Origin of the sequence: Priestia sp. SIMBA_032, assembly GCF_046535215.1 — a bacterium.
Taxonomy (GTDB): domain Bacteria; phylum Bacillota; class Bacilli; order Bacillales; family Bacillaceae_H; genus Priestia; species Priestia aryabhattai.
Genome location: NZ_JAWRXD010000001.1, coordinates 183342 through 196963 on the forward strand (window position 1 = coordinate 183342; position 13622 = coordinate 196963).

Sequence of the window (13622 nt, forward strand, 5' to 3'; positions counted from 1 at the left end):
ACATTAAACGCTATAAATCCAAACAATGTCATGATATACGTTATGGTTAATAAGGAATAGCGTTGTGTAAGCTTTCTTGCTAGAACATTATACAAAGCATTTGTGATGGCAGATATGATCATAAATGCACTACCGACTAAATTCGCTGTTTCAGCCCCTGATCCACTCATCATCATTAAGTAAATAACTCCAATTACTGATAAAGAATCTAGAACATTTACATCTCATGTATTAAACAGTGTCCCCTCTATTGCTTTGATATACCGATTTGCTGATTTCTGAACAGCTTGTTCTGCATTTTCCATTACTACTCGATTAAATGCATTATAAATACAGTTAAACGATAAATCTTTAACTTTATCTGCCATCTCTCTTACTTTGCTTGCTGGAAGTGGAATGAAATTTGGGTAACTGTACATAAAGCTTACCCACTGACGGTCGGCAGCTACTTGCATAATATCACCAGTAAATAAAATTCCTTTATTATTGTCTCCATTTTTCCAATGTAAGACAGCTCCTCCTTTAAAATGACCGCCCAGTCGGTATAGGGTTATACCATTTGTTAATTCAAGGGATTCGCCTGACCAAAATTTAATTTTATCACTTTGTCGCACTATCCACTCCTTATCATCCTCATGGATATAGATAGGGGCATTAAATGTCTCTGCCCATTCAACTTGTGTAGAGTAATAATGTGGATGAGAAAGAGCAATTGCTTGGATTCCACCCAAATTATCAATTTTCTCGATAGTTTTCTCATCTAAATATGTAATACAGTCCCATAACATATTAAAGCCTTGATTTTGGATGAGAAAAGCTGTTTGACCAATTGCAAATTCAGGATTTGTTGTAATACTATATAAATTTTCCTCTTCTGGAAGAATTTCATTTTTAAAAGAGTTACCTTGTTGCATAGCTTCTAATGTCGTCCATGATTGTCCTAAAGGATTTACGTATTGTCTCTCCTCATTACAAATCAGACAATCTACTGGAGCTTCTTGTCTTTGAGGATATTGGACACCGCATGTAGTACAAATATAATTTGGCATATGTTTACACTCCCTTTCTTTATTTTTAATTCAAATGACACCATAAATAATCGCTAATTTTTATAAAGTAGACTTTTTTATAACTGCCTTAACAAAAATGTGCGTTTTTGTTAGGGTGATTAATGATATGCTTTTAACTTAGTAAACTTGCATAGTAGCTATAACAACAATAATATTTGTAACAATATTCGGTAGAGGAGAGGATTAATATGAAGTTTGGCTACATGCGTGTGTATACATCTTTAGTTAACGTAATGTGAGTTATCAGAAGTAAAATAAGTTTTATAAAAAATAATCATATTTCATGTTTCATTTTCAATAAAAGGGGCAAAGTACTACGATGGATTGAAATTTTACAAGAGACAGTCTTTTTAGATCTGTTTCTTTTTTTATTTAAGATTATAAAAAGAATAATAAATAGCAATATGAGCAAACTACTCAAGATGCAATAGAGCATTATCAACATAACATCTATATTTCAACGACTAGGAGAACTACTGTACAGGAGCAGTAGTTTTTTCCGTTTTTATGTTGTATAGAATATACAAGGTTAGTTACCATAATGTGCTTTATTGGTACATCTAAAACTTACTTGGATATGATATGGTAAGTAAAAAGATTAATTAATGTAAAGGAGCTAGAATATGGATACTTCTACAACTAAATGGATTCCTGTTCCTTATTTTCAAATCAATCAAGAGGGTGCAATTCTATATTCTTCAAACATAACACATTCATATTTTCATCCTATATCTAATATATGGACGATCATTCATAAAGAAGACCGGAATAAAGCTATAGTAATGCTATCACTGAGTACTAACTTCGACCCTGTAACAAAAAATCTAATTTTACAGACAAGGAATGGGTTCTTTGGGAATTTTAAATGTACGATTCAATGGAAAGAGGGGATAGGTCATCTAGTATGTACGGAAGTAAAGAGTAGTAAAGTACTTACACCGTTATCTGTTCAAAGTTCTTTAGTAACTACCCAAAAACGGTTATAGGAATCAGAAAAAACTATAAACAAAGTTGTTAAAATACTAATAATGAGAAAACACTAATTCTTTGTTTTTCTTTACATGAATTCTTTTTATCTTGAGCAAACTACTTATGACGCCGTGAGGCATCCAATATCCAACACGAATCTCTTCTCCAAGAGCAGAAAAACCAACCTTTAGGACTCAGAGGTTGGTTTTTCGTTTTTTTAAGCTGTATAAGATATACAGAGCTAGTCGACATAAAACCATTTTTCGGAACACATCAAATTTCAAGGGGACAATTATTATTTACTAGCCCTTATTTTTCTTACCAATTTCAAGTTACTTACAAGAATAAGAAAAATGATTGGGTATACTAAAGCTGAATATAGTAATTTCCAGCCATTATAATAAAAAAAGTCCGTGTTAACTAAGAACCATTCAAATACAACAGAAAAAAGTGTCCATCCTAAAATATAAAGTACTACTCTTCTTAAACCTTTGTTAAATGGATAAAAATTTAAAAATAAAAAACTGATAGAAGGAAAATACATAATAACTGCTAAAAGCGATAACTATTGAAATCCTTTTTGAAGATAACCATATAGATTGTAATGTAGATCTAACACTAAATCTGTTGTTACCCCATAAGCGTAGGCAAAAACACATGTAGCATATATTTCAATTGGAACTAACCTTTTAGGTACGAAAAATGCTAGTAAATTAAAAACTAAAAAGCACAGAAAGACATACATCATTATTAGACTTCCACCTTTGATTACTAAATAAATTGAATACAATTAGTATGGCTGTTTATAAAATTAAAATGTAAATTAGCCAACAACGAATAAGTTTTCACATCTGTTTTATTTTGTTATCGCTAATAAGCCAAATATAATTTAAAATTTCCGATTTTAGTTATTACATATTACTTAAAGCTGGAACACTATTAACAGTTCTTTGTTGTTTCTAAAATGTTTATCAAACGCTGCTTCCCTTGTTCAGCTGTAGAAATCATCTCATCAAATAATTCTTGAACTGTAGGAACATCATTAATTAGTCCAATAACTTGTCCAGCCCAACCAAAACCTTTCCCTTCATTCCCATTGTAAATATATTTGCAGTTTGCCTTACCACTGACCATATCTTTTAAATCTTCATAAGTTGCTCCTTTGTGCTCACGTTCAATAATATCGTTAGTATATTTTGATTCTAAAACACGCCCAGGATGCCCTAAAGTTTTCTTGATAATAACTGTGTCTGTCTCTTTTCCAGTCACAAGTGCTTCTTTGTATACAGGGTTTGCATGTACACACTCTTGCGTAGCGATAAACCTTGTTCCCATTTCTATTCCTTCGGCTCCAAGGGCGAAGGCTGCCAATAAGCCTCTTCCATCTCCAATCCCTCCACTAGCTAGTACAGGAATTGACACAGATTCAACTACACGAGGGATAAGGACCATTGTACCAATATCATCTCGTCCTAAGTGACCACCACCTTCTTGTCCTACTGCCATTACGGCATCAGCCCCAAGTTCCTCAGCCTTTTGTGCTTGTCTAACTCCCGAAACTAGAACAAGGGTTTTAATATTTTCTCCTTTTATTCGTTCAAAAACGGGTTGAGGATTACCTCCCGTTACAGAGATAGCCGGTACCTTCTCCTCGATAGCAACTTCAAGCAAGTCTTTATACTTTCCATCATGTCTCGCAATTGCAAAATTTACACCAAAGGGCTTATCAGTGAGCTTACGTACTTTACGAATTTCCTCTCGAAGCTTTTCTGGAGTTCCTAAAGTCGCAGCTGTAATTTGCCCAAGTCCACCAGCATTAGAGACGGCTGAAGCTAATTCAGCATAAGCTAAGTAGGCTAATCCTCCTTGAATGATTGGATATTGGATTCCTAAGATTTCAGTTATTCTTGTTTTCATAAGTTCTCCTCTCCTTCGTTAAATGATAGCTTGTTTTAACCATTTCATATATTTCTTTTTCTGGTACGGTACCATCTAGAATGATAGAATTCCAATGTTCTTTATTAAGGTGATATGCTGGTACTACGGAATGATAAATTTGACGTAAACGACGATTTACCTCTGGTTCACCTTTTAAATTTATCCAAATATGATTGTCTCTCTCAAAAATCCATGCAAAGACTTTTTGATTTTCTGTATGCCTAATGGTAGTCCAATTTTTATCACGAAACGGTTGGTCTTCAAATACATCCCTATATTTCATGCAGTAATTAACAGCTTCTTGTCTACTTTTCATGAATTTTCATCCTTTCATTTGTTATGAATAAAGATTTACGTAAATGAAAGTTAAGAAAGCTTGATGGCTATTCTCGTTTACCACCATTAATTCCTTGCCAAAAGACATCCCAAGTTGAAGAGATTCTTTTCTCTAAACGCTCTGATCTTCCTCCATACAACATTTCTACAAATAAACCGTCTAGAATAGTCAGATACGCTGCTGTAGCAGTATCAGCGCTAAATTGGGAATGTAATAAAGGCTCTTTTTCTTTAAATAATATTTCTAATAAATGCTCTAAATTATTTGTTAATTGATAAGAGTCACGTACTATCAGCTCCCTGAGATGCTGTGGAGGGAAAAATGAGGTTCGGATAAAAAAGCTTGTGTTAAAATCTCTGTCATATCGATTTAAATACTCTATTAAGAACTTATATAATAACTTCTCTAGGGGTAACATACGATTGGTTCCGTCAAAAAAGCCTTCTATAAAATGTAGTTCACGTGATAGAGATTCATTGAAAGAGTAAACAAAAAGCTCTTCTTTGCTTTTAAAATATGTATATATAGATTGCTTTTTAATTCCAACTTCATTAGCAAGGGATGATAATGACGTTCCTTCATAACCATTTAGTGCAAACTGTCTTAGGGATGCTTCTTTAAGTTGATTAAATGTCACAATCTCGTCTCCTTCCGAACGTTCGTCAGTTTATGTTACCAGTATTTATCTTGATGGTCAATTATAGATAAATTTCATATCTCATTTACATTAGTTATTATAATCAACAAAAGGATATAAATAGCTTGGAAAAAGTCCGTAAAAGTACACTTTTACGGACTTTTTAATAGGAATTTCTTAACGCTATAAACCTATATTTCCTTGCGTTATTCCAATAATACAGACAAATAAAATTCTTTTGAAGTTAGCGAGTATGGTCATACGTCGTTTTATTCATTTATGAAATTTCTTGAAAAATCAACATTACATAATCTAAGCGTCTTTAAACCCTTTTTCTACTGTTAGGTACAAAAAATAGTACTAGAGCAATTAAAATTGCCCTCTTCATAAATAAGAGTAATGATTTTATTATAGTCTATGCAAGTGAAATTACCCTTTACAAATAGTTCCAATCGAATTCGGCAATCATTACAAAATTAGTTATGAATTTAATATTTAGGAAAGAAAGGAAGGAAGAATGTTAATATGAATAATACAATTGAATTACTTTCTAATCATACCTCTATTCGTTCTTTTACAGATCAACCTTTGACAGAGGAACAACGAGATGCAATCTTTAAGGCTGCTAATCAAACTTCATCTTTCAGTCTTTTACAGGCCGTTTCTATCATTAGGGTTACAGACCCAGATCTTCGAAAACAAGTGACGCAACTCTCTGTGAATCAACCTTATATTGAAGCAGCAGCAGAGTTTTGGATTTTTTGTGCAGATTTTAACCGAAATCATCAAATAGCTCCTAAAGTAGACCTGGACTACATTGAGTACCTTTTGATAGGTTCATTTGATGCTGGGCTTATGGCTCAAAATGCCTTAACAGCAGCTGAATCAATGGGGCTCGGTGGTGTCTATATTGGTGGAGTAAGAGCTAATATTGCAAAATTAACCGAAGTATTAAATTTGCCAAAATATGTGGTTCCTCTAGTAGGGCTATGCATTGGGCATCCTGCAGGAGAGAAACCTGGACTAAAACCACGCTTGCCTCAATCAATGGTCATGTTTGATAATCAGTATCAACCATTGGATGAAGAAAAATTAGCACTGTATGATCAACAGATGCGTGAGTATTATCAGGATCGTCCTGTTAAAGCTCCTTTCACAGTAAAGAAAGTAAAGGGATGGAAAGATCATATTGAGGATCATCTTGAAAGAAGTAAACTGCCTTTTATGCTTGAATATTTAAACAAACAAGGATTTGCTAAAAAATAAACTTTTACAATTCACGTAAAACACACTAGGCTCCGGAATGTTAACCACTTTTTAATGTTACCTAGATTAAAACTAACTCAAATTAAAGTAATAGGTTTTTGTACAAATAGAAATTGTTTTCCATAAAACCATATTTAAAGGAAAAGAAAGAGCGTAAACCCAATGAATGACAAAGGATTTACGCTCTTTGTTCTAACATTTTTTATATAAATTAGCATTCATGCTTACATATATAAGGCTCTCTGCTTATTATTTCACTCAGGTTTCTCCCCGAATTTTTTGCCGAAGTTCTCCATCATATCAAGTATTGGAATAAATTCTCGTCCTTTAATTGTTAAGGAATATTCTACACGTGGAGGTACCTCAGGAAAAACCTCTCGTTGAATTAGTCCATCTGTTTCTAGTTCTCTTAACTGTTTTGTCAGAGAACCTTGCGAAATATCCCATAAAAAAGCTTTAATTTCACTATAACGACGTTCTTTGGCTTTTAAAAACCAAAGGATAATATACTTCCAACGTCCTGAAAGTATATTTTGGGTATAGGCAATACCATATACTTCTCTCTGGTCTCTTATACATTCTTTGTCGAATCCATCCTTGCATATTCTTGACACCTTTTCACCTGCTTTCTACTGTTAGGTACAAAAAAATGTACTACGGCAATTTTTATTGCCTACTTTAAAAAAGTGAGAAATGATTTTATTCTAGTATATGTAACCAAAATACTCAATAAGCTTTTAATTTCTAATGAATATATGCTTAAGGTTTGATAGACATATAATTGTGCAACCTTAAGCAGAATAATTCTTTTATATACAAATTCTTGAGGAGGAATCATAATGAGATTTGGAATTATAGGTGCCGGATCAATTGGATCAATTATTTCTAAAAAATTAGTTGAGAATGGCCAGGATGTCAAAATTGCTGATGCAAGAGGAATGGAACATTTAGAAGGAAATGATATTGCTGGAACACCAGTGCCTGTAGAAAATGCAATTAAAGATATTGAAGTTCTTATAATATCTCTTCCTACAAAAGCAATACCAAGCATTCGGAACATTATCAATCAAGTCGGGGAGGAAGTAATCATTGTAGATACTTCAAATTACTATCCTTTTAGAGACGGTAAGATTGAAGAAATCGAGAACGGAATGGTTGAAAGTGTTTGGGTTTCAAATCAATTAGGTAGACCTGTCATTAAAGCTTTCAACAACTTATTAGCCTATACTTTAGAAAATGAAGGAACATGCGAAGATTCTAGTGGACGAATTGCAATGGCAGTTGCTGGTAATGATCCAGCTCAAAAACAAGTAGTCATGGGCATAGTATACGAGCTAGGATTCGAAGCAATAGACAGTGGTTCTTTAAGTGACTCCTGGAGACAACAGCCAGGAACTCCTGCTTACTGCACAGAGCTAACAAAAGATGAACTCACGAAAGCGTTGAAAAAGGCAAACAAAGAAAAAGCACCATTACTTCGCGACAAAGTAATAGAAAAATTTGCGGAAGAAAAGGAAGTTGACTTCTCACATAAGGATGTTGTGAGTCTAAACAGAGAAATATATAATTTATAAAACAAAAGGTGCGCTCAGGTAGAGCGCACCTTTTTTGACTATATTCCTTTAATATTTTGAAACACAATCAAATACCTTGTCCGTAAAAGTATACTTTTGCGGACGATGAGTTTGTATAAAAAATTTATTATTTTCGACGTTCGTTTAAATCCAAAAAGAATTTACGAACGTTCTTTAAAATGTATATAGTTTTATGAACAATTTTAGCAAAGTAATAGATTGAAAAGTCTACTTCCTATAATCAAACTTATGGAAACTAGAAAACTAAAAATTACAACCCTACTCATTTCTGAGTTAGGGTTGTAATTTTTAGTTATGCATTTAAGACCGCTGCTCATTGCTAAAGTAAAAAGTCCTGACTATATATCAGGACTTTTTACCTTATTTACATAAATAAGAATAAAGCTGCTGCTTAGTTTCAATTGCTGTGTTCTTTACTAGTAATCTATTAGAGGATAGATTTACTTCCTAAATAACGAGGTGCCCAGTAAGAATTGCTTAACGATGCAATAGTTACACCCGTTGAACTTCCAGCATGAATAAACTGGCCGTTTCCAATATAAATTCCAGCATGTGAAGGACCTCCAGTAGTATCGAAGAATACGATATCTCCAATATTCGGAGTAGATGTACTTTTTCCTGACTGATACAAGGTAGCTACTGTTCGCGGTACAGTTACTCCACCTCCATTTTTAAATACGTAATAAATGAAACCACTGCAATCAAAACCGTTTGGAGACGTGCCTCCCCAAACATATGGCACCCCTATAAATTTTTTAGAATAAGCAACAATATCACTAGCTGTCGCTTGCGTTGAACTATTAACAGTTGAAGAACCAGCGGTGCTCGTAGATGCGTTATTTAAGGCATTTAAAGTAGCCGGCCCTACTATTCCATCCACAGCTAAGCCCTGATCCCGCTGGAAATTCATAACGGCAGTTTGGGTAATTGTGCCAAAATAGCCTGTTGGTGTGGCGTTAAAGTAATCTTTTTCCTTTAACAGCTGCTGTACTTTTTCAACTTCATTACTAGTCATTCCATATTTTAGAAGCGTACTGCTTGTAACCGCACTTGTTGAATTAGCTATTAACGATTGATATGTATTGGGCCCCACAATTCCATCAGCGGTTAAACTATGAGAACGCTGAAAGCTTAGAACTGAATCTTTTGTAATTGAACCAAAATAGCCAGTCGAAGTAGCTGAAAATATGCCCTTCTGTCTTAAAACATCCTGTAATTCTTTTACGTCTGGATCTGTCATACCTTCTTTTAATAGCTTGTCTCCTAAAGCTGCATGGCTTATTGTTGGTAAAACAATCAATGATGAGCATAAAGCTAATGAAGAAATTATCTTTTTCACTAAGTATATCCCCCGATGTTATATTTTTCTTGTTCTTGACTATAAAATTTTAGCAGGGAGAAATAGAAAAGAAACAACCTATTTGTGAATTTTTTGTGATATTTTAAAAAAACACTTGATTTATTAGGAGGTAATTATTTGTTTTGTTATATAAAGTATAAATATACTTATAATGGTTAAAGTTACTCTTCTTTAATCTTACTCTTCTTTTTACGTATATACCCCTAAATCTTTCATACAATAAAACACCTTTTTATGGTTGTAACCATAAAAAGAAAAAATAGGATACAAGCGTAAAGAGATAGGAGGAATAATGTGAACAAAATAGTGGTTTTGAAACGCCGGTTTAAATACTTACTTATTAAACTATTACGATTAAAAGATCATTCACATAAAGTTGCGCTAGGTTTTAGTCTAGGTTCTGTTGTGAACTTTGTTCCTACCTTTGGATTTGGCCTTATAATATCCGTAGGTTTAGCTAAATTATGTAAAGGAAACAGCATAGCAGGACTGGTTGGTGGAATGTTTTTTATGTGGGCTTTTCCGTTGATGTTTTATTTGAATACAGTAGTTGGAGGATATATATTTCCACTTGATTTTGATCAAACTTTACTTCAAAGTGCAGATGAAAATTTGGATAATCGACTAGAACTAGGAGCGAAAGTAGGAAAGAATTTTTTAACGGGAATGTTTCTTAATAGCTTTTTGTTTGGAAGTATACTCTATATTGCTAGCTACTATATTATAAATCAGTACAGAGGCTTCCTCTTACACTACATCTATAAGAAATAGACAGTAAAAAAACACACTAAAAAAACGGATTATTAGCTCAATTTCAACATTTATTTTTAATTGTAAAACGATATAGCTGAACATTTTTTAAAAAGGCATAGAGATAAATTAGCCCATAATTGATACCTGTGGTTACCAACTATGGGCTAAGATACAACCTTTGTTTCTGCTTTAAGATGCATATAGAGGAAATAAGGATCTGCTCTCACTCCTTTGTTGAAGATAATACAGTCTGTTTCACCCATTTTTTTCGATTTCTTTGATCAATTATCCATCGGTACAAACTTTGTATACCTAGTATCAGAGAGATGATGACCCCGCTAACTGCTAGTATTAATGCAAAGTATTCTACAGGATTGTACGCAACTATATTTCTCCATTTGATTCTTCCGATAAAATCATTTACTACAAGCCCCATTCCAAGCATTTGACCTACTACGGAATAAAGAGTCAAAATCAGCAATAACAGGCTGTCTTTTTTCGCATTCACGTTTTCCTGGTATCTAAATAAACTCTCTAGAGATTGTTTAGCTTCCTTATATATATCTTTTTTTCTTGAATATCAATTTGCTGCATGTGTTCTAATGAACTCCTTTCAATTATATATATCATTTACCATTTTGTATCATAACGATCCATAGTAAACCTAATATATTTTTTTCTTTGTAAGAGTACATTCAGTTTAAAAACTTAAAAACAATAAAACAGCTCCACATAAAAATAAGTAGCCATACTATGATAATAATTGAACCTGCAACCCAGTTTTTAGGTTTTTCATTTTGAATGAGCTCTTCTGCTTTTATTGTGCAGTCCTCTATTACATTTTTAGGCAGCATCTTCAAAGCAATCATAATCCCTAAAGGAACAATGATTATATCGTCAATATAGCCTAAAACCGGTATAAAATCAGGAATTAAGTCGATTGGACTGAAGGCATATGCAACAACACAAGCAGTAAATAATTTGGTATACCAAGATACTCGTTCATCTTTATAAGCTAAGTATAAGATAAATAGCTGCTTTTTTAACTTTTTAGCCCACAGCTTTAATTGATTAAGCATGTTTCCTATTCTCCTTATGGACGGTTTAATATAATGTGAAAATCGGTTTTATTTTTTGTTTAACTGCATGTTTCTTTTATGAGTAAATTCAAAACTATACGAATAACTGATTAATGCAGTCATCTTGATTTGCAGCTAGTTTAGGAACAGCTCCAACAGGAACCCAATAATAGAAAAAGATTAATCCTGCATCTTTCCCTTCAGAATTCACCTTATATTCCCACTGTTCTGCCGTTTCTTCTTGAACTTCTAAATGAAAAATATGTCGTTCATGATACTGACTTTTACTTTCATGATGATAGACGTATGTTTTTATTTTGTTCACCGATAAAAAATCCATTAACCCAGACTCTTCTTTGACCTCTCTATATAAAGCTTCTTCAATTGTTTCTCCTTCTTCTACAGTACCGGCTGGAACTTGAACTCCTGCTTCTGGATAATCTTTGTGTTCGCAAACTAGTAACTCTGTATAGGGCTCATTGAATCTAGTTATGTAAGCCATAACTTTTGTTATCATCGTTTTCTCCTGCATATTCGCTTCCTCCTATATTCCTATATATAGATACTAACCGTACAGATTTCTTCATCAGCAAACAAACTTCTTTAACTCCCAAGAATAAATCAGGCATATTTTATTGCATCTATTTTATTTACAAAAATAATTAGTCTCAGTCTTGTCATAATAAGCTGCTTTTACGGAAGGTTAACTGGTATGGGAATTGGAACGGTTAGTTTTGCTATTCTGATAGGACCTATAATCATCATATCAGTAAGTGAAATAATAGGAAAAGGCAAGAATCAAATTGATTCTTGCCTTTTCTGGTTTTATTTTCTTTCAAGAGAAGGTTCTGATACATTTTCGTATTCCGTAATTTTACCAATGCGATATTCATGACGGCCCCCAACAAACTGGGTTGTTAACCAAGTCTTCACAATTTCGCGGGCTAAACCTGGCCCAATTACTCGTTCCCCCATAGCTAAAATGTTCGTGTCGTTGTGTTCACGCGTCATTTTAGCTGAAAAAACATCATGAACGAGTGCGCAACGAATTCCTTTTACTTTGTTCGCAGCAATACTCATGCCAATTCCCGTACCGCAGATTAAAATTCCAAAATCGGCTTCTCCATTTGCTACTCTTTGGGCAACTGGAATCGCATAGTCCGGATAATCGACTGAGCTACTGCATTCACAGCCTAGATCTTCATATATTATGGACATTTCATCTAATAGATTTATAATCTCTTTACGAATGTTTATCCCACCATGATCTGAAGCAATTATGACTTTCATAAGAATACTCTCCTTGTTTAGCTATAGTCTTAATTAAAATTCTAATGATTTTTGAAGTCTATTTTTCCCGATACGTTATTTCCTAGAACAATCCTCAGAACACTTCCCGTACCATGTTTTAACTCCTTCAGAGTTGTCTACATTTTCAATAACTTTCCCACATACTTGACAAACGATAGTTCCCTGCTTTACATTAACCTGCTTATTCATGTTTATTTCCTCCTTTTTATTAGAAAAATTCGTTTGTATTCAAATACATTTTTTTAGAGATCACTCATTGTATGTTAGAAAAGATATCCTTAAGCTAGAATGGTATCCAGTAAGCTGTATTTATCATCGTTACTAGATAACTTCGAATGAACTTTTTCAATATCTACATTGATTAAGTCATTTTCTTTGATTCCTACAGCTCTGCCAGAATACCCTTTGAGTAATAATTCTACTGCTGTGATTCCCATTTTACTTGCTAATATGCGATCAAATGCGGACGGCTGTCCTCCTCTTTGAATGAAACCCAATATACTTGTCCTGACGCTAATATCTAATTGATCCTCGACATATTTTTGCAGGTCTTGAATATCGTACATTTTTTCAGTAATCAGGATTAGGTTATCTTTTTTGCCGCTTTTCATTTTCTCGTTCAGTTTGGAACATATCTCTTCAAAACTTAATTTTCTCTCAGGTGTGGAGATAATTTCCCCTGCGCCTGCTAAAGCAGAGTACAGGGCTAAATCTCCGCAATATCTTCCCATAACTTCTACAATAGTAGTCTTGTCATGAGATAAATCTGTATCCTTAATTTTACCGAGGCATTCTAATATCGTATTTAATGTAGTATCAAATCCAATTGAATAATCTGTGTAAGATAAATCATTATCAATTGTTGCCGGTATACCAATGACATTTACACCTAATTGATGTAATTTTTGTGTTCCTTTAAAAGAGCCTTCACCGCCGATTACCACTAAATGATTAATTCCATAATTCTTTAATACACTTAAGGCTTTTATTCTGCCCGACTCTTTCATAAATTCTGCGCAGCGGGAGGTTTTTAAAAATGTCCCGCCTTTATCCGCAATGTAGTCTACATCCGTACAGGTTAATCTATGAAGTTTACCTTCTATTAAACCTTGGTAACCACCCTCAATTCCCATTACCTCTATGTTATGATAGTTAGCTGTTTTTACTACTGCTCTAATAGCAGCATTCATTCCTGGAGCGTCTCCGCCACTTGTTAAAACTCCTAGCTTCATCATTGCCATACACCCCTGCTTATTCTTGTCCATCTAAGAAAGTTGGCTGACAGCTGCTAAAAACCAGTTGTCAGC

The 13622-nt window shown here is 33.7% G+C and carries 14 protein-coding genes and 2 pseudogenes; 3 read left to right on the forward strand and 13 right to left on the reverse strand.

Annotated elements, in window-relative coordinates; genetic code table 11:
* Positions 1-224: 224 nt before the first annotated feature.
* The 5 genes and pseudogenes from SB717_RS00955 to SB717_RS00975 form a co-directional block, all read right to left on the reverse strand.
* Positions 225-1049, reverse strand: a complete 825-nt coding sequence (locus SB717_RS00955; protein WP_410903009.1) for an MBL fold metallo-hydrolase — start codon at positions 1047-1049, stop codon at positions 225-227.
* 1285 nt (positions 1050-2334) lie between these two features.
* A pseudogene (locus tag SB717_RS00960) lies at positions 2335-2589 on the reverse strand (CBO0543 family protein); the annotation flags it as partial.
* A gap of 389 nt (positions 2590-2978) precedes the next feature.
* Entirely contained in the window at positions 2979-3956 is a 978-nt protein-coding gene (locus tag SB717_RS00965; protein WP_074678043.1) for an NAD(P)H-dependent flavin oxidoreductase, read from the reverse strand.
* Entirely contained in the window at positions 3937-4293 is a 357-nt protein-coding gene (locus SB717_RS00970; protein ID WP_410903010.1) for an MmcQ/YjbR family DNA-binding protein, read from the reverse strand. The genes SB717_RS00965 and SB717_RS00970 overlap by 20 nt, the downstream gene beginning before the upstream one ends.
* A gap of 67 nt (positions 4294-4360) precedes the next feature.
* Positions 4361-4951 carry a TetR/AcrR family transcriptional regulator gene (locus SB717_RS00975; protein ID WP_176547854.1) on the reverse strand — a complete coding sequence of 197 codons (591 nt, stop codon included), beginning with the start codon at positions 4949-4951 and terminating at the stop codon, positions 4361-4363.
* 525 nt (positions 4952-5476) lie between these two features.
* Between SB717_RS00975 and nfsA the strand changes: the two genes are divergently transcribed.
* Positions 5477-6217, forward strand: a complete 741-nt coding sequence (nfsA, locus tag SB717_RS00980) for an oxygen-insensitive NADPH nitroreductase (RefSeq protein WP_410903011.1) — start codon at positions 5477-5479, stop codon at positions 6215-6217.
* A 254-nt stretch (positions 6218-6471) separates the two neighbouring features.
* Here nfsA and SB717_RS00985 read toward each other — a convergent pair whose 3' ends face one another.
* A complete protein-coding gene (locus SB717_RS00985; protein WP_074678051.1) occupies positions 6472-6831 on the reverse strand; it encodes a winged helix-turn-helix transcriptional regulator in 360 nt (119 codons plus the stop codon).
* A 225-nt stretch (positions 6832-7056) separates the two neighbouring features.
* Here SB717_RS00985 and SB717_RS00990 point away from each other — a divergent pair, with 225 nt between their 5' ends.
* Entirely contained in the window at positions 7057-7791 is a 735-nt protein-coding gene (locus SB717_RS00990; RefSeq protein WP_410903012.1) for an NADPH-dependent F420 reductase, read from the forward strand.
* 448 nt (positions 7792-8239) lie between these two features.
* On the opposite strand, the gene SB717_RS00995 is transcribed toward SB717_RS00990, so the two are convergent.
* Positions 8240-9151 (reverse strand): C40 family peptidase, encoded by a 912-nt coding sequence (locus tag SB717_RS00995; protein ID WP_410903013.1) that lies wholly within the window; start codon positions 9149-9151, stop codon positions 8240-8242.
* Positions 9152-9466: 315 nt separating this feature from the next.
* Here SB717_RS00995 and SB717_RS01000 point away from each other — a divergent pair, with 315 nt between their 5' ends.
* Positions 9467-9943 carry a DUF2062 domain-containing protein gene (locus tag SB717_RS01000; protein ID WP_410903014.1) on the forward strand — a complete coding sequence of 159 codons (477 nt, stop codon included), beginning with the start codon at positions 9467-9469 and terminating at the stop codon, positions 9941-9943.
* Between the two features lie 205 nt (positions 9944-10148).
* On the opposite strand, the pseudogene SB717_RS01005 reads toward SB717_RS01000, so the two are convergent.
* The 6 genes and pseudogenes from SB717_RS01005 to pfkA all read right to left on the reverse strand — a co-directional run.
* Positions 10149-10487, reverse strand: a pseudogene (locus SB717_RS01005) (hypothetical protein); the annotation flags it as partial.
* A 133-nt stretch (positions 10488-10620) separates the two neighbouring features.
* Positions 10621-11004 carry a YkvA family protein gene (locus tag SB717_RS01010; RefSeq protein WP_074678069.1) on the reverse strand — a complete coding sequence of 128 codons (384 nt, stop codon included), beginning with the start codon at positions 11002-11004 and terminating at the stop codon, positions 10621-10623.
* 94 nt (positions 11005-11098) lie between these two features.
* On the reverse strand, positions 11099-11536 hold the full coding sequence (locus SB717_RS01015; protein ID WP_410903015.1) for an NUDIX hydrolase: 438 nt from the start codon (positions 11534-11536) through the stop codon (positions 11099-11101).
* A 293-nt stretch (positions 11537-11829) separates the two neighbouring features.
* Positions 11830-12294 (reverse strand): ribose 5-phosphate isomerase B, encoded by a 465-nt coding sequence (rpiB, locus tag SB717_RS01020; protein ID WP_098621352.1) that lies wholly within the window; start codon positions 12292-12294, stop codon positions 11830-11832.
* 75 nt (positions 12295-12369) lie between these two features.
* The gene (locus SB717_RS01025; RefSeq protein WP_107917869.1) at positions 12370-12504 is read right to left on the reverse strand and encodes a GapA-binding peptide SR1P; all 135 of its coding nucleotides are present in this window, start codon (positions 12502-12504) and stop codon (positions 12370-12372) included.
* An 89-nt stretch (positions 12505-12593) separates the two neighbouring features.
* A complete protein-coding gene (gene pfkA, locus SB717_RS01030; RefSeq protein WP_410903016.1) occupies positions 12594-13550 on the reverse strand; it encodes a 6-phosphofructokinase in 957 nt (318 codons plus the stop codon).
* Positions 13551-13622: the final 72 nt, after the last annotated feature.